Source organism: Acinetobacter sp. RRD8 (assembly GCF_031844225.1).
Taxonomy (GTDB): Bacteria; Pseudomonadota; Gammaproteobacteria; order Pseudomonadales; family Moraxellaceae; genus Acinetobacter.
This window is the reverse complement of record NZ_JAUZUU010000008.1, coordinates 46,257-68,669: the sequence shown is the minus strand read 5'-3', so window position 1 is coordinate 68,669 and position 22,413 is coordinate 46,257. Positions and strand designations below refer to the sequence as shown.

Here is a 22,413-nt window from a genome sequence, read left to right as displayed (position 1 = left end):
CGGTGCACACCTGTAAATTTAAAACGGTGTTATACGTTTTTTTAGGCAGCCTGTCTAGGCTGGATCGGAATTGAATGATGAGTACCTGAAAATTGAACTTTTTGCGCTGATATTAAAAGGCCCTTAATGTAGATTAAAGGCCTTTAAAAGTGAAGCTTAAGAAGGTTTAGCGATATCCAGGCATTTTAGTCAGCCAGTTTCTCGACTTTCATACTCTCACGATAATATTGACAGCCCTTGTACAACAGGAAGCAGCCAATCAATCCGGCAATCGCATTGACGATCGAGATTGAGTTACCAACCATTAAGGTATTCTGGAAATATTTATCTGTGATCAACGCCACAGCGGTGGTTCCGACGCCTAAGGCAATCAGGTTTGAAACCAGCAGAAACTTGGCAGATACCTGTGCGCGTAGCTGATTCGGTGTCAGCATTTGCGTAGCAGCAGCCGATGCCGGAATCGGGAAAGTGGAGAAGAACATCGCCACAAAAATCAGCGCAAATGAAAGCTGCATATTATCGACCTGAGTGAACAGCACACTCGGAATAATCAGCGCTGCACAGCCAATCGCACCGGTACGAATTGCAGCATCGCTATAGCCACGTTTCGAGAAGAAGTCGATCAGCCAGCCACAGAACAAGGCACCCGAAGTATTCGCGACTAGAATAATCGTACCGAGGATATAACCGGTTTGACTCGCATCCAGACCGAAATTACGCATGTAATAGGCAGGTGCCCAGCCCAGCAGCGAATACAACATCATGGTATAAAAAGAAAAACCAATAAAATGACAGAAGAAGGTCTTTTTATGTGTCTTGATAAAACCGATCGAGTTTTTAAAAGAGGCTTTAATGACCTGACCATCCTGACCGACTTTCATGCCCTTACGTGCAGGTTCACGCACCGTCAGTACCATGAGCAGTGCCAGCAATACGCCCGGTAGACCCACAATCATAAAGGTGAGTTGCCAGGTTTTCACTTCACCAATAAGCGGTAAAGCCACGAAGCTGACATCTTTTAGCAAGCCAATCACATAGCCGCCAATCAGGAAAGCTAAACCCGAACCAATAAAGGCACCAATCGCATATACCCCGAGTGCACGGCCTAATTTATCTTTCGGAAATAAGTCGGCAACGATTGAATAAAAGGCAGGGGAAAGCGCAGCTTCACCGGCACCCACACTCAAACGTGCAATAAACATTTGAATAAAGTTTTTACTGAGACCACAAGCCGCTGTGGCAAGACTCCAAAACGCAATCCCGGTTGCAATGATTTTAATCCGGGACTTTCGATCCGCCAATGCTGCGATGGGCAGACCCATAATGGCATAAAACAAGGAGAAGGCCAGACCCTGTAACAGGCTGAACTGGGTGTCGCTCAGCATTAAATCGGCTTTAATCGGTTCAATCATGAGCGATAAAATTTGACGGTCTACAAATGACAGAATGTAAGCCACCATACAAATGACCACCACATACCATTGATAGGTGCTGCTTTCCGGTGGTGGTTCAATCTGTTCAGACAGCGGCACAGCCGTTTCTGTCGGTGTAGGCTCAAAATTTTGATTTGTTGGTTGAATCGTCCTTTCAACCATTTCTAGGTTCAGCGATTTATCATTCATCATGCAACATCCTGTGCTGATCGTTTGAGATATTTATTTGATACTTTTAATATGCTTGTTATTTTTATATTGTATCGTATTTAATTAATCTAGAGCCTAAATAGAGAGACGTCAATCTGTTTTTAAAAATAGATACAAATAATTTTTAAAGGCAAAAAAAAGGAATCATAATGATTCCTTTTTTTGTATGAATTTTTAGCCACGTTCAACCAGCGTTAAAATATCGTAGGTTGCAACCAGTTCATTGCGCTGGTTTTTCACTTTAATATCCCAGACCACGACACCATGTGGCTTCTGTGCCGGATCGCGCAGTGCTTTTGGAGTTTTCTGCTTACAGGTCAGTTCTACCTGAATGGTATCGCCAATTTTCACCGGTTCTACAAAGCGCAAGTTGTCCATACCATAGTTGGCAATGACTGGACCCTGGGCGGCATCAACGAATAGGCCGGCCGCGGCAGATACCACAAAGTAACCATGTGCCACGCGCTCACCAAACAGGGATTCTGCTGCAGCAATTTTGTCCATATGCGCATAGAAGTGATCACCGCTCAGGCAGCCGAAATTCACCAGATCCGCTTCGGTCACGCTACGTCGTGCTGTCAGCAAACGTTCGCCGATACGCAATTCATCAAATGACTTTTTGAAAGGATGCACACGGTCTTCAAAGACCTGAGCACCAGCCGTCCAGCTATGGCCGACCTGAGTCATGGCATTTGGCGAGCCTTGAATCGCAGTACGTTGCATATAATGTTTGACTGCACGCAAGCCGCCGAGTTCTTCACCGCCACCGGCACGTCCCGGTCCGCCATGAACCAGCAAAGGTAATGGAGAGCCATGTCCGGTACTTTCTTTGGCACTTTCAGCATCCAGAATATGGACACGACCATGCCATGGCGCAATTTTGCTGAGCAGTTGTTCAATATTTTCATCGGTATTGCGTACGATGGATGCCACCAGGCTACCTTCGCCACGTGCCACCAGGTCAGCCAGCTGAGCCAAGTCAGTATATGGCATTAAAGTCACTACAGGCCCAAAGGCTTCAATCTTATGAATGTTTTCTGCCTGAACTGGTGCTTTGCAGACCAGTACTGTCGGTGGGTAACATGCAGCCTTCTCCGTATTTTGTACTTGAATATTAAAGTCCTGACGCAAGTGGCTACCGAATACGATCTTTGCATCCTGGCTCAGCTGTTCAACTTTTGCCGCGACATCATGTTTCTGTTTGACGCTGGCCAAAGCACCCATCGTCACGCCTTCTTGAGCAGGGTCACCGACAACCACTTTTTTCAATTTTTCAATCAGGCGACTTTGTACTGTATCCAGTAATTCGGCCGGCACAAAGGCACGACGAATTGCGGTACATTTTTGTCCGGCTTTGGTGGTCATTTCACGGAAAACTTCACGGACAAATAAATCAATCGTTTCATCATTAGCTTGCGCCGTCAAAATCGCACTGTTGACCGAGTCTGCTTCCATGGTGAATGGAATCGAGTAGGCATTTAAGTGTGGATGCGAACGCAGTTTTTGCCCTGTTGAAGCAGAACCGGTAAAAGTGACCGTATCTTGAGGATTTAAATGATCAAATAAATCATAGACCTGTCCGCAAATGAGCTGCAGTGAACCTTCTGGCAAGAAACCGCTTTCATGAATGGCTTTAACTACGGCATGAGTCAGCTCGGCACCTTCGGTCGCCGGTTTGACAATACAGGGTACGCCTGCCAGCAGTGTCGGTGCGATTTTTTCCAGCATGCCCCAGATCGGAAAGTTAAAGGCATTGATATGCACGGCGACACCGGCTTTAGGCGTCAGAATATGTTTCGCGCCAAAGCTACCTTGCTTAGAAAGAGGAATCCAGGCATCTTCGACCCATGCTGTTTCATCACTCAGTTCACGACGCACCAAACTCGAATAAGCATATAAGGTGCCAATCCCGCCTTCAATATCAATCCAGGCATCTTTACGGGTACAGCCGGTTGCTTTGGCAAGCTCATAAAAGTCTTCTTTGCGTTCCATCAAATACTGAGCCACTTGCTTCAGTGCATTGGCACGTTGATGGAAGGTCCATATGGCAATAGTCGCGCCTTTTTGTTTGGCATACTTCACCACGGCTTGGGTATCGATGCCCTGACTGCCGACCTGATAAACCGCTTCACCGCTAATGGCATGATAAACCGTACGTAAATCGGCTTGCGCTGCGTATTCCTGGCCGTACACCAGTGAAGATAAGCTTTTGATGGCAATAGGATTATGGGTTGATTCAGTATCTTGATAATCCGTTGTGCTTGAGCTGCTGTCTAACTCTAACATTGTAAAAACTCCATTTATGATACGTTTTGAGATGTATTTTAATTTTGATGTTTCATAATTTGTGTTGAAAAATTGAAAATGTCAATCATAAATCTGTGTTTAAAAATGCATAACAATAAAATAAAAAATATTAAATTATATAAAACAAATATTTAGTAAAAATAAAGGATAAAAATTAAATGATACCAATAAATAGATATTGATTTTAATTTCGTATCGTTTTAATTTGGGTGTATCAACACTTGAGATAAGTGAGGGAACAATGAATAACCAACAACAAATCTTCGATCAAAAGATTGAAAAGGATATTTCCATCGAGCCGAAGGACTGGATGCCGGATGCTTATCGTAAGACCTTGATTCGTCAGATTGGTCAGCATGCACACTCTGAAGTGGTGGGCATGTTGCCGGAAGGCAACTGGATTACCCGTGCACCGACCTTGAAGCGTAAAGCTGTGCTGATGGCAAAAGTTCAGGACGAAGCCGGTCATGCTTTGTATCTGTACAGTGCTGCAGAAACCTTGGGTGCGGATCGTGACGACATGATGGATAAGCTGATTGCCGGTCGCATGAAATATTCTTCAATTTTCAACTATCCAACCCTGAGCTGGGCCGATGTTGCCGCGATTGGCTGGCTGGTAGATGGTGCAGCAATTGTCAATCAGGTTGCGCTGTGCCGTACATCTTATGGTCCTTATGCCCGCGCTATGGTGCGTGTGTGTAAAGAAGAAAGTTTCCATCAGCGTCAGGGCTTTGAAGCCATGATGGAATTGGCCAATGGTACGCCGGAACAAAAGCAGATGGCACAGGATGCAGTGAACCGTTTCTGGTGGCCGGCACTGATGATGTTTGGTCCAAGTGATGATAATTCACCGAACAGTGCACAAAGTATGCAGTGGAAAATTAAATTATTCAGCAACGATGAGCTACGTCAGAAATTTGTCGATAACACCGTGTCGCAAGTTTTGCAGCTGGGTTTAACCGTTCCAGATCCAGACCTCAAATTCAATGAAGCCACCGGACATTACGAATTTGGTGAAATCAATTGGGATGAGTTTTTTGCGATTCTTGCAGGCAAGGGGCCGTGTAACCATGAGCGTATTGAAGCACGCCGCAAAGCTTGGGAAGGCGGCAAGTGGGTACGTGATTCCGCAGCTGTCTATGCTCAAAAACAGCAGCAACAGTCAGCAGCACAAAAAGTCGCTTAAAAAATAGTTTGATCAATATAAGGAAATTTGCTCATGAATAACAAAAATAACTGGTCACTTTATGAAGTGTTTGTGCGTAGTAAACAGGGTCTAAGTCACCGTCATGTCGGCAGCCTGCGTGCACCGGATGAGGAAGTCGCACTACAAAATGCCCGCGATGTATATACCCGCCGCAATGAAGGGATCAGTATCTGGGTGGTGAAATCTGAATTGATTACCTCTTCACAGCCAGATGAAAAAGCAGAATTTTTTGAACCCGCTTTGGACAAGGTTTATCGCCATCCAACCTTTTATAACATTCCAGCTGGCATCGAGCATATGTAAAGGGAAAGGTGAAGACTATGACAAATCAAGTATTGGCAGAATTTCTTTTACATGTGGGTGACAGTCAACTGATCCTGTCTCATCGTTTGGCAGAGTGGTGTGGTCATGCACCTGAACTGGAGCTGGATATTGCCTTAGCCAATATTGGACTGGATTTATTGGGTCAGGCACGTACTGCCCTCAGTCTGGCGGGTGAAGTGGAAGGACAGGGTCGTGATGAAGACAAGCTGGCTTATTTCCGCACCGAGCGTGAATACCGTAATTTGCTGCTGTGCGAACAGCCGAATGGTGATTTTGCCCAGACTTTGGTACGCCAGTGGTTGATGGATCACTACCACACTTTATTATTTAGTGCTTTAACTAAAAGTCAGCATGCTGAGTTGGCTGCCTTTGCAGTGAAATCACTCAAAGAAGTGAAATATCACCAGCGTTTTTCCACCACCTGGATGGAACGCTTAAGTTTAGGTACCGCAGAAGCGCATGAAAAAACCCAGCAAGGTCTAAACCAGTTATGGCGTTTTACCGAAGAACTTTTTGTTCTGACGGCAGCTGAAAAACAACTAGTCGATAGCGGTGTCATTCCAGAGATTGAAAATTTAAAAGTCCAGTGGCTGGAGACCATTACAGCCGAGCTGGCGCGATTTGAATTAAGCCTGCCAGAGCTGGGTGCTTATCGCAGTGGGGCTAAACAGGGTTTACATACAGAACATCTCGGTTTTGTTTTGGCTGAACTGCAATACATGCAGCGCTCATATCCAAACATGAACTGGTAATTCGGCACAATCACAGGGAGTGAGTCGCATGAATCTGATTCGACACGTAGAAGATCAATGTTGGGACGTTTTACAGCAGGTTTCTGATCCAGAGATTCCGGTATTGTCAGTGATTGATCTGGGTATGATTCGTGGCGTCGAGCTGAATCAGCAGGATGAAATTGTGGTGCGACTCACGCCGACCTATAGCGGCTGTCCGGCCACGGATTTATTAAAAGCAGAAATTACCCAGGCTTTCGAGGCCAATGGTTTGACGCCGGTCAAAGTCATTGTGGACCTGTCTCAAGCCTGGACCACGGACTGGATGAGTGAATCGGGCAAACACAAATTACAGCAATATGGTATTGCCCCGCCGCAAGGCCAGTCACATAGCTGTGGTACGCATGTGGCATTGACCGATGGCATCACCTGTCCACAGTGCTTAAGTAACAACAGCAAATTATTAAGTGAATTCGGTTCGACCGCCTGTAAAGCTTTATATCAATGTCGGGACTGCTTAGAAACTTTTGACTATTTCAAATGTATTTGATTGTAACGATTGCGCGGTGGGCAGGGTAAACCAATAACAAGCCTGAACACCGCCACCTAAAAGAAGGATTTTGCCATGAGCCAATTTATACCATTAACCATTAAATCGATTCAGCCACAAACCGAGCAGGCGATCTGCATTGCCTTTGATCTCGCGCCTGAGCAGTTGGATGCTTTCCAATATCAGCCGGGTCAGCACCTGACCATTCGTCATTTAACCGATGACGGCGAGCTGCGCCGCTGTTACTCGATCTGCAGTGATACGCAGGAAGACATGAGTATTGCGATTAAAAAAATTGATCAGGGTCAGTTTTCAACCTGGGCCAATGCGCATCTCAAAGCGGGCGATGTACTAGAAGTCATGCCACCGCAAGGGGTGTTTTTTCAGAAAGCCGCCAAGGCTGGTGGCCAGAATTATCTAGGATTTGCAGCAGGCAGTGGCATTACGCCAATTTTATCGATTGTAAAGTCGGTGTTGAACCGTCAAGCGGAAGCAACATTCACTCTGGTATATGGCAACCGCTCCTGGAAACAGACCATGTTCTCTGAACAGATCATGGACTTGAAAGACCGTTTTAAGGAACGTCTGCAACTGGTAAATATTTTTTCACGTGAACTGAATGACAGTGACATCTTTAATGGTCGGATTGATGCAGACAAATTGCAGCAGTTATTTCAGGCCAATCTGCTTTCTGCCGAAGCAGATCACTGTTTCGCTTGCGGTCCTGAAGAAATGATGACAGCAGTCGAAACGGTATTACCGACTTGGGGCATTCAACGCAGCAAGATTCATACGGAACGCTTCAATACGGGTACTGCACCGAAAGCAACCGCCCAGCAGATGGAAAGCCGCAGCGAAGAACGCGTCAATATCATCCTCGATGGTCGCGAGCTGATTGTTGGAGTCTCTAAGCAGGATGACAGTATTTTAGATGCTGCGCTACGTGCCGGAGCCGACCTGCCATATGCCTGTAAGGGCGGCGTTTGTGCCACCTGTAAATGTAAGGTGTTAGAGGGACAGGTTGAAATGGCGGTGAATTACAGTCTGGAAGAAGATGAAATTCAGAAAGGCTATGTGCTCAGTTGTCAGGCACGTCCAACCACGGCCAATGTCCGACTCAGTTTTGATGAATAAAAGCTGAATTTACAGCACCGCGAGCATAGCAGGAGTTCAAGGATGACCTACATTAAAACCAGCTCACCCAAGCCGGGTGTGGTACTGATCGAGCTAAATCGTCCAGAAAAGCGCAATGCTTTAAACAATGCCACCTTGCAAAACATTGCAGCCTGTCTACAGGACTTGGAAACAGATGCTGCTGTGAAAGCTGTGGTCATCACCGGAAATACGCAATGCTTTGCTGCCGGTGCTGATTTAAATGAGCTGGCGCAGTTAGATGTGGTCAGCATCCAGCAAGACCAACGCCCACTGCTCTGGAAAAAAATTGATGAATTTTCCAAGCCTTTAATCATGGCCGTAAATGGTTATGCTTTTGGTGCAGGTTTCGAGTTGGCTTTGCATGGTGACATGGTGCTGACCGGAGAAAATGCCCAGTTTGCCTTGCCTGAAATCGGTTTAGGTATGTTGCCGGGTGCCGGTGGAACCCAGCGTCTGGCCCGTCTGGTCGGTCAGCAATTAACGATGCGCTGGGCCATGACTGGTGAAATGATTTCGGCACAAACAGCCTTGCAACATGGCATTAGTAGCCAGGTTTGTCCGGCAGGATTGACCGTGCAATACGCACTGGAACTAGCAGAAAAAATTGCCAAGCAGGCACCGCTGGCCATTCGTGCCATCAAGCAATCTTTAAAGTCGATTCATGAAGTGACTTTAAGTCAGGGACTGAAACTTGAACGTCAACATTTTGTCTGGCTGGCGGCGACCCAAGATCGCCAGGAAGGCATCAATGCATTTTTAGAAAAAAGAAAACCAGAATTTAGAGGTGTGTAATGGATTATCAAACAATTATTGTCGAAGAAAAAAATGCAGTGGGCTACCTGACCTTTAACCGTCCAAAACAGCTCAACAGCTTTAATGAAACCATGCATCAGGAAGTTTCCAAGGTCATCAAGGCCTGGGCTAAAGATAGCCAGATTCGTGCCGTGGTGATTTCAGCCGAAGGCCGCGGTTTCTGTGCCGGTCAGGATCTGAATGACCGTGTGGTCGATCCGAATGCCGATGCACCGGACTTAGGCCTGTCGATTGAAAAATATTACAACCCTTTGATCAAGCTGATTACCGAAATGCCTAAACCGGTGATTTGTGCGGTGAATGGTGTGGCAGCAGGGGCAGGCGCCAATATTGCCCTGGCCTGTGACATTGTGGTGGCAGCAAAATCGGCTTCCTTTATTCAGGCCTTTTGCCGTCTTGGCTTGGTGCCAGATTCAGGCGGTACCTGGTTCCTGCCGCGTCTGGTCGGGCGTGCTCAGGCGATGGGCCTTGCCATGCTCGGCGATAAAATTCCGGCTGAGCGCGCAGTACAACTGGGCATGATCTGGCAAGTGGTTGAAGATGAAAAACTGCAAGCAGAAGCGAAAAAACTGGCAGAGCATCTGGCACAGCAACCGACCTATGGTCTTTCCCTGATCAAAAAAGCCATCCATGCCGCAGCCGATAATAATCTGGATGAGCAGCTCATTCTGGAACGTGACCTGCAACGTCTGGCTGGACGTTCAAGCGACTATAAAGAAGGTGTACAAGCCTTTATGCAGAAGCGTACCCCTGAATATAAAGGATGCTAAATCATGCAACAGATCAATTTGGAACAAGTCAAAGTTGCTGTGGTCGGTGCTGGAACCATGGGGATTGGTATTGCACAACTGGCAGCCATGCACGGGCATCCGACCTATGTGTTTGATCTCGATCGCAGCAAAGTTCAGAGTGCCTTAACTGCTTTAGAGGCGCAGCTTAGCAAGCGCGTACAAAATGGCAAAATGACCCAGCAATTACTGGAAAGTACCTTTGCCAATCTGATTGTGGCAGAGGACATTCAGCAGCTTGCCGATGTGGGCTTAATTATTGAAGCCATTGTCGAGAAGAAAGAAGTCAAACAAAACCTGTTTCAACAGCTGGCTGCCATTTGCCCGGAACAGACGATTTTTGCGTCCAATACTTCTTCGATTTCCATTACCGCCATTGCCTCGGCGATTCCACATCCAGAGCGAGTGATTGGTCTGCATTTCTTTAATCCGGCGCCGGTGATGAAACTGGTCGAGATTATCCGCGGACTGAAAACCTCAGCAGCGATTGCCGATGCAGTATTTGATCTGATGAAGGACTGGAACAAGGTTCCGGTGCGAGCCAAATCGACCCCCGGTTTTATCGTCAATCGTGTCGCACGACCTTATTATGCCGAGGCCTTTCGTGCCTTGCAGGAAAATGCCACCACCCCGGAACAGCTCGATTACATCATGCGCGAATGTGGCCGTTTTGCCATGGGGCCGTGTGAACTTACAGATCTGATTGGGCAGGATGTGAATTTCTCGGTCACACAAAGTGTCTATCAGGAATTTTTCTATGAGCCACGCTACCGCCCGTCCTTGATTCAAAAAGAACTGGTCGATGCCGGTTGTTATGGTCGCAAGTCCGGTCAGGGTTTTTATGATTACGCTCAGGCCAAGCCTACGCCTGTATATGAATTGCCAGTGTGTTATGCCAAGTCGCTGAATAAGCTCAAAGTCACAGTAAAAGGTGAATGGCTACATTCCTCAGTACTGATTGAACGTTTAAAACAGGCCTCTCATGTAGAGCTGAGTTTTCAGGCAGCAGAACAGAATGAAATCCTGATTGGTGACCTTTCTCTGCGATTATCGCTTGGCGAATCAGTTGAACTTACCTATCCGCATGAGCCTGTGGTGTTGATGGACTGGCATGCAGATTGGACAAATGCTCAAGCGATTCCAGTGGTTGCATCACCGGCGTGTAGTGCTGAACAGCGCCAGGCAGTGGAGCTATTCCTCATAGGTATGGATATGATACCTATTTGGTCTAAGGATCATCCCGGTCTTTATGTTATACGTAGTATTGCCATGTTGGTGAATGAAGCCTGTGAAGCAGTATTGCATGATATTGCATCAGAACAAGATATTGATTCTGCTATGAAATATGGCGTTAATTATCCTTGTGGTCCATTCGAATGGGCAGATAAAATTGGATATTACACAATTTTACAAATTTTAGAAAATATGTATCGTATTTATGGTGAAGACCGCTATAGAACTAGTATATATTTAGCAAAGAAAGCGGTGCAGGGACATGCATAGAAAACTCAGCAGCAACCATTACGCGTTGCTGGCTAAAAGGAAGAATCATGGAACAGGTTTATATTTTTGATGGAATTCGCACCCCGATCGGACGCTATGCCGGTGGACTGAGCAGCATTCGTGCTGATGATCTGGCAGCGCTACCGATTCAATATCTGAAAGATCAGCATCCTGCCTTGCCATGGGCAGAACTGGATGAAGTGATCTTGGGCTGTGCCAATCAGGCCGGTGAAGATAACCGCAACGTGGCGCGTATGGCTGCTTTACTCGCAGGGTTGCCTGAATCTGTTCCAGCGCTCACCGTGAACCGCTTATGTGCTTCAGGTCTGGATGCCATTGGACTGGGAGCACGTGCCATCAAATCGGGTGAAGCACAATTTGTTTTGGCGGGTGGCGTAGAATCCATGAGCCGAGCGCCTTTCGTGCAATCCAAACCTACGACTGCCTTTAGCCGTACCCCTGAAATTTATGACACCACCATTGGCTGGCGTTTTATCAACCCAAAATTTAAAGCACAGTTTGGCGTTGACAGCATGCCGGAAACGGCCGAAAACGTCGCTGAAAAGTATCAGATTAGCCGTGCAGACCAGGACCTGTTTGCCTATCACAGCCAACAGAAAACCGCAGTAGCCCAGCAGAAGGGTATTTTTGCCGAAGAAATTCTGCCAGTAGAGGTCAAAGGTCCGAAGAAAAGCACTCTGACCATTTCCCAAGATGAGCATCCGCGCGCAGAGACGACGCTGGATAATCTGGCCGCCTTAAAAACCCCATTTCGTAAAGAAGGCGGCTCAGTCACCGCTGGCAATGCTTCGGGTGTCAATGACGGGGCGGCTTGCGTATTACTTGGGAATCAGCAGTTTGCCGAGCAGTATGGTTTGAGCCCGAAAGCTAAAGTGATCGGGATGGCCAGCGCCGGTGTCGAAGCTAAATATATGGGTATTGGGCCGGTTCCAGCGGTACAGAAAGTGCTGAAACAGACTGGCCTGAGTCTGGAGCAGATGGACGTGATTGAGCTGAATGAAGCATTTGCAGCGCAATCGCTGGCCGTGATTCGTGAACTCGGCTTGCAAGACGATGATTCCAGAATTAACCCGAATGGCGGTGCCATCGCTTTGGGTCATCCGCTGGGTATGAGTGGCACCCGTTTGGTGATTACCGCCATGAAAGAATTAAAACGTCGTAATGGCAAATATGCACTCTGCACCATGTGTGTGGGTGTTGGTCAAGGTGTTGCACTGGTTTTAGAAAATATGGATTAAACACATCATTCAATCAATGAATTAAACCGTGGTCAGGAAGACTGCGTCAGGAGTAAGAATATGAATAACAATGCAATAGAAAAAATTGAAAAAGTATCGGTTGATGAGTTACGCAGTGTTCAGCTACAGCGTATGAAAAAGACGTTGCAACATGCTTATCAGAACAGTCCGGTTTATAAAAAGAAATTCGATGATGCTGGCGTGCATCCAGACGATTTTAACTCACTGGAAGACCTGGCGAAATTCCCGTTTACCACCAAACAGGATTTACGCGATAACTATCCGTTTGGTATGTTCGCTGTTCCACAGGAACAGATTGTACGTGTGCACGCATCTTCTGGCACCACCGGTCAGCCGACCGTAGTGGGTTATACCCAAAATGATATTAATGTCTGGTCAGACGTGGTGGCGCGTTCCCTGCGTGCAGCCGGCTTGAGCAGCAAAGATATCATTCAGGTGTCTTATGGTTATGGTCTGTTTACGGGCGGTCTAGGCGCGCATTATGGCGTTGAGCGTTTGGGTGCAACCGTGATTCCAATGTCTGGCGGACAAACCGATAAACAGGCGCAACTGATTCATGACTTTAAACCGACAGCACTGATGGTTACGCCATCTTACTGCCTGAACATTATTGAAGCGCTTGAGAAGAAATTTGGCACAGCCAAAAACTGTTCGATTAAAACCGGCGTCTTTGGTGCAGAGCCATGGACCAATGAAATGCGCAAGGAAATTGAAGAGCGTCTGGGCATTGATGCCCTAGATATTTATGGTCTGTCAGAAGTCATGGGACCGGGCGTGGCGATGGAATGTCTGGAATCTAAAGATGGCCCAACCATCTGGGAAGATCATTTCTATCCTGAAATTATCCATCCGGAAACTGGCGAAGTGCTGCCAGATGGCGAACTGGGTGAACTGGTCTTTACCACCATTACTAAAGAAGGCATGCCGGTAATCCGTTACCGTACCCGTGACCTGACCCGTTTATTGCCAGGCACGGCACGCACCATGCGCCGTATGGACAAGATTGTCGGCCGTAGTGATGACATGATGATTATTCGTGGGGTCAATGTCTTCCCATCACAGATTGAAGAGCAGATTTTACAGATCCAGCAACTGATTCCGAACTATCAGATCCAGATTTGCAAACAGGGACATCTGGATACATTGCATATCCGTACCGAAATGCGTAAAGATAGCAGTGACATTATGGCGCACCAGTTGGCAACTCAGCTGAAAAGCCAGATTAAAACCATGGTCGGAATCACCGTAAGTGTCGAAGTGTTACCTGAAGGGAGTCTGCCACGCTCTGAAGGCAAGGCACAGCGCGTGTTTGATATCCGCAAGTCTGCATGAAGTACTATTGGATGATAGCCAAATGGTCTATCATCCAGTTTCTATAAGGTAAAGTTAAACGCAATGAATCCGAAATTAAAACAAATAATTGATGACTTTATTCAAACTGAAGCACTCAGCGGAACCTCATTAATCATGACCATCTTTGGTGACTGTATTTTTCACCGGGGTGGCATTATCAGTCTGGCCAGTCTAATTCAGCTCATGGATGTCTTCGGATTTAATGAACGATCGGTACGGACTGCCGTATTTCGTCTGGTCCAAAATGGCTGGCTGATGTCTGAGAAAATTGGTCGCACCAGTTATTATCGCGTAACCGAAAGCAGCCGCCAGCGTTTTATTATGGCGGATCAAAAAATTTACAGTTTTCAGCATACCGAATGGGATCAGAAGTGGGATCTGGTGCTGCTCAGTTCAGTGGAACTGGAAAATAAATTGGTTCTGAAAAAAGAACTGGAATGGCTGGGTTTTGCCAATATCGCCACCAATGTCATGGCCTATCCGGGCTGTGATCACCAGAAACTGCAAAACCTGCTGCTGAACCTGAAAATGACCGATCAGGTGGTGGTGTTTAAGGCCGAAACCTTGCAGCTCTGGCAGGAATCCTATCCAACTGTAAAACGCATGGTGGCCACCAACTGGCCGGTGCAGGAACTGCATCAGCGTTATGAAAAATTCATTGCAGATTTCCGGGAATTCTTTCATCTGGTGGAACAGGAAGATGAACAGGATCCGCTACAGGCATTTCAGCTGCGTATTTTACTGATTCATCAATTCCGCCGGATTTTATTAAAAGATCCAAATCTGCCTTTTGAATTATTGCCATCCAACTGGCTTTCCCTGAATGCCCGTAATCTGAGCAGTAATTTATATCAAACCGTGGTTGCGGCAGGGGATGAGTTCTTTATGGAGATCGCCCGAACTTCGGAAGGTTCGATGCCGCCGGTACATCCACAATTCTATAAACGCTTTGGCGGTTTGCGACTGGAAGCCGTCAGCTAATCTAATTCTGCATTTTTAAAGGAATAAAATAATGCCGTGTTATGCCATTGATGGTGTGATTCCTGTGGTCAGCCCTCGTGCTTATGTACATCCACAAGCCGTTCTGATCGGGGATGTGGTGATTGAAGAGGGCGTATATATCGGGCCTTTCGCAACTTTAAGAGCCGACTTTGGCGGGATTCACATCCAGAAAAATGCCAATGTTCAGGATTCCTGTACCATTCATGGCTTTCCCGGCAATGTCACGCTGGTCGAAGAATATGGTCATATCGGACACGGCGCGATTTTACATGGCTGTATCATTCGTAAAAATGTATTGGTCGGCATGAACAGCGTGATTCTGGATGAAGCCGAGATTGGTGAAAATACCATTATCGGTGCCAATAGCACGGTTAAAGCCAAAGCTCAGATCCCGGAAAATTCATTGGTGCTCGGTAGTCCAGCGCGGGTTATCCGTCCTTTGGGAGCTAAAGAAATCGCCTGGAAAAGCAAGGGAACGCAGGAATATATTCAGCTGACAGAGCGCTGCTTGTCCTCCATGCAGGAAGTCAATCCTTTAACGGAAGTCTCCGCAGACCGGCTGAGCTACAAAGCCTTCAAGGCAGAGTATCAGATCAAGCAGAATAGCTTGAATGACTAAGTCAAGAACATGATTCTATTCATTGGATGAATTCTGCATTTTAAAAACAGGAAGTGACTGAAACCAAATTCCAACTGCATTCCCTGACTGGCTATTTAGACTGAAATAAAACTGGTCTGGAAAGCATATATGGAAAACAGGGAATTTAAAGATCATTTCTCCCAGCAATCACAGGATTATGCCTTGTTTCGTCCGCATTATCCGGATGCATTGGGAAAGCTATTGGCAGAGCTGTCACCAAGTACTAAATTGGCTGTAGATGTCGGCTGTGGTTCTGGACAGCTTTCAGAAGTTTTGGCGAATTACTTTGATCAGGTGCTTGCTATTGATGCGAGTAGTGAACAGATTGCCCAAGCCAAACCGCATCCAAAAATTCAGTATGGTCAGGCGCTCGCTGAAGAGATCCCGTGTGCTGACCATAGTATTGATCTGATTTCGGTGGCTCAAGCAGCGCATTGGCTGAATCTCGAAAAATTCTACGCAGAAGTCCGTCGTATTGCTAAACCCAATGCCATTCTGGCTTTAATTAGCTATGGCGTGTTCAGTGTGGATGAGCCACATCTGGATCATTATTTTAAGCATTTTTATAAGGTGACACTCGCACTGTACTGGCCACCTGAACGTCGCCATGTAGATGAAGGATATAAAAATCTCCCATTTCCATTTCAGGAAATGGTGATTCAGCCACCGGTATTACAGGTTGAATGGAATTTTTATCAGTTAATTGGTTATATGAGTACTTGGTCAGCCGTGAAAGCAGCCACTCAAGCACTTGGACATAATCCATTAAATGCACTGGCAGATGCCTTATTGCCAGAATGGGAAGATCCAGAATTGCCTAGAGTGATTCGCTGGCCATTGTCAGTGCGTGCGGGGCGTATAATCGTTTAAAGAATATTCAAGCTAAAGCCTGTTTATTGGACAATGAATTGAATATTTCAAGGCTCAGAATTATCGCCCTAGAATCATTTCCAGCACAAATTTAGACCCAATAAAACCCAGTGCCAGCAAGCCAAAACCGAGCAGGGTAAAGCGCACGGCTTTCTGGCCACGCCAGCCAAACTTCCAGTGTCCGATTAATAGGGAACCATAAACCAGCCAGGAAATAATACTGAATGCAGTTTTATGTGCCAGATGCTGGGCGAAGAAATTGTCGATGGTGAAAAAGCCAAAGCCCAAAGCGAGGGTAAGTAAAACAAAACCGGTCATCAGCATATCAAACAGGAGCGATTCCATGTCCTGATAAGAGGGTAGCAAACTGACCCAGACCCGGCGTTTCTGCTTCTTTTTCAGCTCACGATCCTGAAAACGTAAAATTACGGCCTGAATGGTTGCCATGAGCAATACTGCATAAGCAGACAAAGACAAAATAATATGAATATCCAGACCCAAAGAGTTTTGTGCGATGATTTTTGCAGGCTGAGTAAACACAAAGCCGAGGATCAAACCTGTGGCAGCTACTGGAATTCCGATCAGATTCAGGGCAATAATCGGACGATAAGTGCTGTAAATAATGCTGAGTAACAGCATCAGACCAGAGGTAAAGGAAAACAGGGCAAAGACATCATAATTGATGCCCAGCGGGGTGTGCATATCACCATACAAGACCAGCGCATGCAAGCCCAGTCCAAGCAGGGCAGTTAGCGATACAAACCATTGATTAGGAGCACGTTTAGACATTAAATGAATGAACAGATACCAGAAGGAAGCGGTATAAGCGACTAATGCTAAGATCGTATAAACCAAGGGGAGGCTAACCATGTCAAACCTTTTTAAGGGTGATGAATATTCATTTATATAAATTCGCTGCGAACTACAGTATCCTATAGCATTCTATGCATAAATTTTCTATTTTAAGAAACAATTTTTTGCTCATGGCTATTTTAAGCGGATTTTGCAATGTTTGATACCTTAACAGAACGACTCACGCAGAGTTTAAGAAATGTTACTGGCTCAGGGCAGCTAACCGAAGACAATATTAAAGATACGTTACGTGAAGTGCGTATGGCGCTTCTTGAGGCCGATGTTGCGTTACCTGTAACTCGTGAATTCATCGCGAAAGTTAAGGAAGAAGCATTAGGCCAGGAAGTGATGACTCAGTTATCTCCTGGGCAGGCTTTTGTCAAAATCGTTCATGACGAATTGACCAAAATGATGGGCGAGGCCAATGAAAGCCTCGACCTCGCTGCAAAACCACCTGTGGTTGTCCTGCTGGCAGGCCTGCAGGGTGCAGGTAAAACAACAACTGCAGCGAAACTTGCACGCTTCTTACAAGAACGTCAAAAGAAAAAAGTCGCGATGGTCTCTGCCGATGTGTATCGTCCGGCTGCGATCAAACAGCTACAGACTGTCGCGGGTGAAGTCGGTGCGATTTTCCTGGAATCTAGCGCAGACGAAAAACCGATTACGATTGTGAATCGCGCGATTGAACAGGCAAAAATCCAGTTTGCCGATGTGCTGATTGTCGATACGGCAGGTCGTTTGCATATCGATGATGACATGATGGGTGAAATCAAAGAGCTGCATGCAGCGATTAACCCGACTGAAACCCTGTTCGTGGTCGATGCCATGACCGGTCAGGATGCGGCAAACACCGCCAAAGCATTTAATGATGCCTTGCCTTTAACTGGTGTGATCCTGACCAAAACTGATGGTGATGCGCGCGGTGGTGCGGCACTGTCAGTACGTGCGATTACCGGCAAGCCAATCAAGTTCCTCGGTATGGGTGAGAAACTCGATGCCTTGGAGCCATTCCATCCTGAGCGTGTCGCACAGCGTATTCTCGGTATGGGTGATGTACTTTCTTTGGTCGAAGAGCTTGAACGCAAGGTCGACAAAGAAAAAGCCGAAAAAATGGCGAAAAAACTGCAAAAAGGCGGCAGCTTCAACTTTGAAGACATGCTGATGCAGTTTGAGCAGATGAACAAGATGGGCGGCATGATGGGATTCCTGGACAAACTTCCTGGCATGAGCAATGCCGGTCTGCAAGATGCGTTGGCGCAAGCCAATCCTGAAAAGCAGGTCAAGAAAATGGAAGCGATTATCCAGTCGATGACCCTGAAAGAGCGCCGTAATCCAGACTTGATGAACCCAAGCCGTAAAAAACGTATTGCAGCAGGTTGCGGTATGGAAGTGGCAGAAGTCAACAAGCTGATCAAGCAACATGCGCAGATGGCCAAGATGATGAAAAAATTTGCCAATCCATCGGGTATGGCAAAAATGATGAAATCACTCGGCGGCTTGCAGAAACAGTTTGGCGGCGGCGGTGGTATGGGTCCATTGTTCGGCGGCAACGACAAGAAATAAGTTGTGTTTAAAAAAAAGGCGCAATATGCGCCTTTTTTATTGGGAATAAATGGTCAAACTGGTTTAAACAAAACAACATTTACTTACCCAAAATAAAAATCCGATCAGGCAGACTCGGGAATATCAGCACAAAATAAAGAGAAATTTCAAATGACCCAAGTGATTGTCGTACATGGTTATACTGCAAGCCCGGAAGAAAACTGGTATCCGTGGATTCAGGAAAAAGCCCAACAGGAAAACGTCAGTTTAAAAGTACTTCGGCTCGATCCATCGACCACACCGACACTGGACACCTGGGATCAGCAAATGCGTGAACAGATTGATGCAATTGACGAAGACAGTATTTTTATTGCACATAGCTTGGGAACTGTGGCCGCATTGCATTACTTATCCAGAGAATTAAAACAGCAGAAAATTCAGCAACTGGTACTGATCGCGGGATTTAATGGTCGATTGGGTCGCCTAGATGAAGTAAATCCTTTTATTGATGCTGCTGAGATCGATTTTGATTTACTCAAACAGCAGATTGCAGAGCGTGTAGTGATCTATTCTGAAGGCGATGATCGGGTTGCGCCTGAATTTAGTCTGGAACAGGCGGACAGTCTGGATGCCATTGTGGTGAATGCCAAGCACCATGGGCATTTTATTGATTCTCAAGGTTGTACTGATCTGCCGGAACTCTGGAAAGTGATCAAGCCTTATCTGATTAAATCCGAAGTTTAAGCATGTTGTTGTATTCGCTAAATTTTAAAGTTTAACATGAGATGGTGTTCAAAAAGGCACTTGAATTCCATCTCCAGACTGGTTAAAACTAATTTTTTGTCGACGCAATTTGCGTTCAATGATAATAAGTAAATCACTATGAAAAATATAATAAAGAAAGTCTATATCGTGCCGGATTATCAGGCGACCTCCAATGATCACTGGTATCCGTGGCTGAGTCGTCAACTTAAAAATGCCGGTTTTGAGTCCAAGCGGATTATGCTGGCCAACCCCTTTCAGCCCAATTTAGAAGAATGGCAGCAGAACCTGAAATTGCACATTCCGCAGATGGATGAACATACCTTTTTAGTTGCACATGGCCTGAGTTGCATCAGTGTTTTAAACTTTTTACAGGAACATTATATTCAGCAGCAACGCAAGATCGGCGGCATCATTCTGGTCTCGGCCTTTGATACACCGCTGGTGGCCTGGTCAGAACTGAATAAAATGTTGCAGGCCGCCCGGCTCGATTTGAAAAACTTACCCTATAGCTATAAACGTGCGGTGATGCTGATCTCCAGTAATGATCCTTATGTGCCTGCACCGATTTCCTTGCGTTTAGCACATAGCCTGAATGCACAAATTTTTGAGATCAAAAAAGCTGGACATTTTAACAAGGCTGATGGTTTTGCCGAATTCCCCCAATTGCTGGATATTATCAAACAGTGTCTGGCAAATGAGCTGCAAAATGCTGCAGGCCTTTAAGCAAGAGATCAGGTTCAATTCGGGGCTGATACTGAGCGAGATGTTGCGCAAACAGTGGAGCATCTCCACCGGTTAAAACCAGCTGTGCTGGGAAATCATGCAGGACTTTTTCAATGGTGCTGAGCAGGCCCAGCAGAATGCCATGATGCACAGCATCTAGGGTATTGCGTCCAGGATTGAGTTCAGAAAAAGCGGCATCCGGAATTTTAATGCCTTTGGTATTCTGAATTAGGGAGTCACGCTGCAAGTATAGATTTGGCAGAATAAATCCACCCAAATGTTGTTGTCCTTGCGCCAGATCAATGGTCAGCGCCGTACCGCAACTAATCACACAATAATTTTCATGCGCTTGCGTCGCCACTGCAAGTACCTGTAACCAGCGGTCAATGCCCAGTTGCGAAGGTTCATCATAACCACAGATCAGACCGGCATATTCTGCCTGTACTTGAGCAAAAATCACTGGAATATGCAGGCTTTCTAAAATGCTGAGAATGCGCTCATTATTGATTTTATCCTGGACTGAGGATAGACCTACCTGATGCAAGCCCAGCGCTTTGAAATGCTGGATCAGGCCAAGTAACAAATCAGCAGGGGACTGTAAATGTAATTCTGCTGCCTGTTCAATAATCTGATCATGCTCGGTAATCCAGTATTTAAGCCGGGTATTGCCGATATCCAACCATAATTTTTTCATTGCTGTATGCCTGTTCATCCACCGTGTTGAAGGCGGAGCTGTCCCTGATAAAAGGTCTGGATTCCCTGATCGGTCAAAATCTTGACTGCACCATCATCCTGAATCCCCAGAAAAGTACCGGAATATTGCCCTTGCACGTCAGTAAATTCAACCGTTTGTTGCATAAATGCAGCCGATCGATTGAAACGCGCCGCCAGGTTTTGACTGCCATAATTAAACCATTGCCCGGCTTGCTGAATCGCCAGATATAACTGGGCAATCAGCTCGACTCTTGAGGTATGTGATAATCCCAACTCGTTCAAGGAGCTAACCTGCTGATCTGGAAGGTCAGTGGGCAGAGGATCGATATTTAAACCTACACCGACCACCACCTGTGTAGATGAAATCGGCTCGACCAGAATGCCGCCCCATTTTCCGTGCAGGCTATACAGGTCATTCGGCCATTTCACCTGTAATTCCAGGCCTTTTAGACTGGGCATTTGCAGGATATTTAACGCAATTTCTAGCGCCAGACGACCATCGATGGGTTTTTGTGTATGCAGCAATGTGCTTAAATAGATGTTCCCTTCAGGTGAAATCCACTGACGTTGACGCTGTCCACGGCCTTGGGTCTGCACATGACTGCATACCAGAACCTGCTGTACCCCCTTCGTTGCCAATTCGCGCACATCATCATTGGTCGATGTAGTAATCGGTTTGATGAGTAATACTTCCGGGAGTTGGCCTGCATCGCTTAATCGTTGTTGCAGTTCACGAGTTTCTACATCCATTTGAATCTAAACGTGGTAAATATCGTTATGGAGTTAATCATATATTTATTGATTGGTGCAATTGCCGGATTCACCGCAGGCCTGTTTGGGGTCGGCGGTGGTTTGATTATTGTGCCGATCCTGTACATTGTTTTTACCCAGCTTCAGTACGATCCCAGCGTGATTATGCATATGGCGGTGGGTACTTCCTTGGCAACAATTATTGTGACTTCTATCAGTTCGGTGATGGCGCATCATCAACGAGGGGCAGTGCTATGGCCCGTGTTTCGTAATCTGGCGCCAGGTCTGATCATTGGTTCTTTCCTGGGGGCGGGGATTGCCGATTATTTATCTGGTCAGGGTTTGCAATTACTGATTGGCTTCTTTGCGGTCTGGGTGGCCTTTAGAATGTTCAGGGGAGCGCATATTCAGATCGATCCGAATCAAAAATTGCCTTCAACCCCGGTACAAATTGCTGCAGGTGGTGGGATCGGTGTGGCATCGGCGATCTTTGGGATTGGCGGGGGAAGTCTGACCGTCCCATTTCTAAATCGCTGCGGAATCGTGATGCAAAAAGCCGTAGCGACCTCTGCGGCTTGTGGATTGCCAATTGCAGTCGCAGGTGCGCTGGGTTTTATCTGGTTCGGTAAACAGGCGCAGGTCACCGTACCGAATACTATTGGCTATATTCATATTTATGCCTTTATTGGGATCAGCATGATGAGTTTTTTCACGGCCAAGCTGGGGGCAAAAGTGGCACATCTGCTTTCACCGGCCGTATTAAAAAAATGTTTTGCTGCTTTACTGACCACTGTCGGCCTGTATTTTATTTATCAAGGCTTCATGGCCTGATTTAAATCTTTTAGGTTGGACTGATGTACCGTATTAGGAGAATAGCTCACTATTCTCCTTTTTTATGGCC

General features: G+C 46.3%; 22 protein-coding genes. 17 read left to right on the top strand and 5 right to left on the bottom strand.

The window, feature by feature from the left end:
* Positions 1–185: 185 nt before the first annotated feature.
* On the bottom strand, positions 186–1,625 hold the full coding sequence (locus Q9R24_RS09770) for an MFS transporter (protein ID WP_253159673.1): 1,440 nt from the start codon (positions 1,623–1,625) through the stop codon (positions 186–188).
* A 192-nt stretch (positions 1,626–1,817) separates the two neighbouring features.
* The gene (gene paaZ / locus Q9R24_RS09765) at positions 1,818–3,929 is read right to left on the bottom strand and encodes a phenylacetic acid degradation bifunctional protein PaaZ (RefSeq protein ID WP_247143855.1); all 2,112 of its coding nucleotides are present in this window, start codon (positions 3,927–3,929) and stop codon (positions 1,818–1,820) included.
* Positions 3,930–4,191: 262 nt separating this feature from the next.
* Here paaZ and paaA point away from each other — a divergent pair, with 262 nt between their 5' ends.
* The 13 genes from paaA to Q9R24_RS09700 all read left to right on the top strand — a co-directional run bounded on the left by paaA (position 4,192) and on the right by Q9R24_RS09700 (position 16,166).
* Positions 4,192–5,136 carry a 1,2-phenylacetyl-CoA epoxidase subunit PaaA gene (gene paaA / locus Q9R24_RS09760; protein WP_004646055.1) on the top strand — a complete coding sequence of 315 codons (945 nt, stop codon included), beginning with the start codon at positions 4,192–4,194 and terminating at the stop codon, positions 5,134–5,136.
* 33 nt (positions 5,137–5,169) lie between these two features.
* Entirely contained in the window at positions 5,170–5,460 is a 291-nt protein-coding gene (gene paaB / locus Q9R24_RS09755; protein WP_004279183.1) for a 1,2-phenylacetyl-CoA epoxidase subunit PaaB, read from the top strand.
* 17 nt (positions 5,461–5,477) lie between these two features.
* Positions 5,478–6,233 carry a 1,2-phenylacetyl-CoA epoxidase subunit PaaC gene (paaC, locus tag Q9R24_RS09750; RefSeq protein ID WP_005104876.1) on the top strand — a complete coding sequence of 252 codons (756 nt, stop codon included), beginning with the start codon at positions 5,478–5,480 and terminating at the stop codon, positions 6,231–6,233.
* A gap of 28 nt (positions 6,234–6,261) precedes the next feature.
* Positions 6,262–6,762, top strand: coding sequence for a 1,2-phenylacetyl-CoA epoxidase subunit PaaD (gene paaD, locus Q9R24_RS09745; protein ID WP_005247163.1), 501 nt, complete (start codon positions 6,262–6,264; stop codon positions 6,760–6,762).
* Positions 6,763–6,837: 75 nt separating this feature from the next.
* A complete protein-coding gene (gene paaE, locus Q9R24_RS09740; protein WP_311204312.1) occupies positions 6,838–7,896 on the top strand; it encodes a 1,2-phenylacetyl-CoA epoxidase subunit PaaE in 1,059 nt (352 codons plus the stop codon).
* A gap of 42 nt (positions 7,897–7,938) precedes the next feature.
* Entirely contained in the window at positions 7,939–8,709 is a 771-nt protein-coding gene (locus tag Q9R24_RS09735) for an enoyl-CoA hydratase-related protein (protein WP_005104871.1), read from the top strand.
* Entirely contained in the window at positions 8,709–9,500 is a 792-nt protein-coding gene (paaG, locus tag Q9R24_RS09730; protein ID WP_219307159.1) for a 2-(1,2-epoxy-1,2-dihydrophenyl)acetyl-CoA isomerase PaaG, read from the top strand. The genes Q9R24_RS09735 and paaG overlap by 1 nt, the downstream gene beginning before the upstream one ends.
* A 3-nt stretch (positions 9,501–9,503) precedes the next feature.
* Positions 9,504–11,021, top strand: coding sequence for a 3-hydroxyacyl-CoA dehydrogenase (locus Q9R24_RS09725; RefSeq protein WP_311204311.1), 1,518 nt, complete (start codon positions 9,504–9,506; stop codon positions 11,019–11,021).
* A gap of 47 nt (positions 11,022–11,068) precedes the next feature.
* Entirely contained in the window at positions 11,069–12,280 is a 1,212-nt protein-coding gene (pcaF, locus tag Q9R24_RS09720) for a 3-oxoadipyl-CoA thiolase (RefSeq protein ID WP_129717282.1), read from the top strand.
* Between the two features lie 60 nt (positions 12,281–12,340).
* On the top strand, positions 12,341–13,633 hold the full coding sequence (gene paaK, locus Q9R24_RS09715; RefSeq protein ID WP_311204310.1) for a phenylacetate--CoA ligase PaaK: 1,293 nt from the start codon (positions 12,341–12,343) through the stop codon (positions 13,631–13,633).
* A gap of 63 nt (positions 13,634–13,696) precedes the next feature.
* The gene (gene paaX, locus Q9R24_RS09710; protein ID WP_005095916.1) at positions 13,697–14,635 is read left to right on the top strand and encodes a phenylacetic acid degradation operon negative regulatory protein PaaX; all 939 of its coding nucleotides are present in this window, start codon (positions 13,697–13,699) and stop codon (positions 14,633–14,635) included.
* Between the two features lie 31 nt (positions 14,636–14,666).
* Positions 14,667–15,275, top strand: a complete 609-nt coding sequence (locus Q9R24_RS09705) for a DapH/DapD/GlmU-related protein (RefSeq protein ID WP_311204309.1) — start codon at positions 14,667–14,669, stop codon at positions 15,273–15,275.
* A gap of 129 nt (positions 15,276–15,404) precedes the next feature.
* On the top strand, positions 15,405–16,166 hold the full coding sequence (locus Q9R24_RS09700) for a class I SAM-dependent methyltransferase (RefSeq protein WP_004646067.1): 762 nt from the start codon (positions 15,405–15,407) through the stop codon (positions 16,164–16,166).
* Between the two features lie 60 nt (positions 16,167–16,226).
* Here Q9R24_RS09700 and Q9R24_RS09695 read toward each other — a convergent pair whose 3' ends face one another.
* On the bottom strand, positions 16,227–17,036 hold the full coding sequence (locus Q9R24_RS09695; protein WP_114541386.1) for an inner membrane protein YpjD: 810 nt from the start codon (positions 17,034–17,036) through the stop codon (positions 16,227–16,229).
* Positions 17,037–17,174: 138 nt separating this feature from the next.
* On the opposite strand from Q9R24_RS09695, the gene ffh reads away from it, so the two are divergent.
* From ffh to Q9R24_RS09680, 3 genes are all read left to right on the top strand, one after another.
* Positions 17,175–18,581 carry a signal recognition particle protein gene (ffh, locus tag Q9R24_RS09690; protein ID WP_005247147.1) on the top strand — a complete coding sequence of 469 codons (1,407 nt, stop codon included), beginning with the start codon at positions 17,175–17,177 and terminating at the stop codon, positions 18,579–18,581.
* Positions 18,582–18,731: 150 nt separating this feature from the next.
* On the top strand, positions 18,732–19,304 hold the full coding sequence (locus Q9R24_RS09685) for an alpha/beta hydrolase (protein ID WP_243474854.1): 573 nt from the start codon (positions 18,732–18,734) through the stop codon (positions 19,302–19,304).
* A 138-nt stretch (positions 19,305–19,442) separates the two neighbouring features.
* Positions 19,443–20,048: an alpha/beta hydrolase gene (locus Q9R24_RS09680; protein WP_311204308.1), complete on the top strand. Its 606-nt coding sequence runs from the start codon at positions 19,443–19,445 to the stop codon at positions 20,046–20,048.
* On the opposite strand, the gene Q9R24_RS09675 is transcribed toward Q9R24_RS09680, so the two are convergent.
* Both Q9R24_RS09675 and Q9R24_RS09670 read right to left on the bottom strand, forming a co-directional pair.
* Positions 20,002–20,742: a type III pantothenate kinase gene (locus Q9R24_RS09675; protein ID WP_311204307.1), complete on the bottom strand. Its 741-nt coding sequence runs from the start codon at positions 20,740–20,742 to the stop codon at positions 20,002–20,004. The two genes, Q9R24_RS09680 and Q9R24_RS09675, sit on opposite strands and share 47 nt — an antisense overlap.
* A gap of 14 nt (positions 20,743–20,756) precedes the next feature.
* A complete protein-coding gene (locus tag Q9R24_RS09670) occupies positions 20,757–21,512 on the bottom strand; it encodes a biotin--[acetyl-CoA-carboxylase] ligase (RefSeq protein WP_153566706.1) in 756 nt (251 codons plus the stop codon).
* A gap of 27 nt (positions 21,513–21,539) precedes the next feature.
* Here Q9R24_RS09670 and Q9R24_RS09665 point away from each other — a divergent pair, with 27 nt between their 5' ends.
* A complete protein-coding gene (locus tag Q9R24_RS09665; protein WP_005247146.1) occupies positions 21,540–22,343 on the top strand; it encodes a sulfite exporter TauE/SafE family protein in 804 nt (267 codons plus the stop codon).
* The last annotated feature ends 70 nt before the right edge of the window (positions 22,344–22,413 follow it).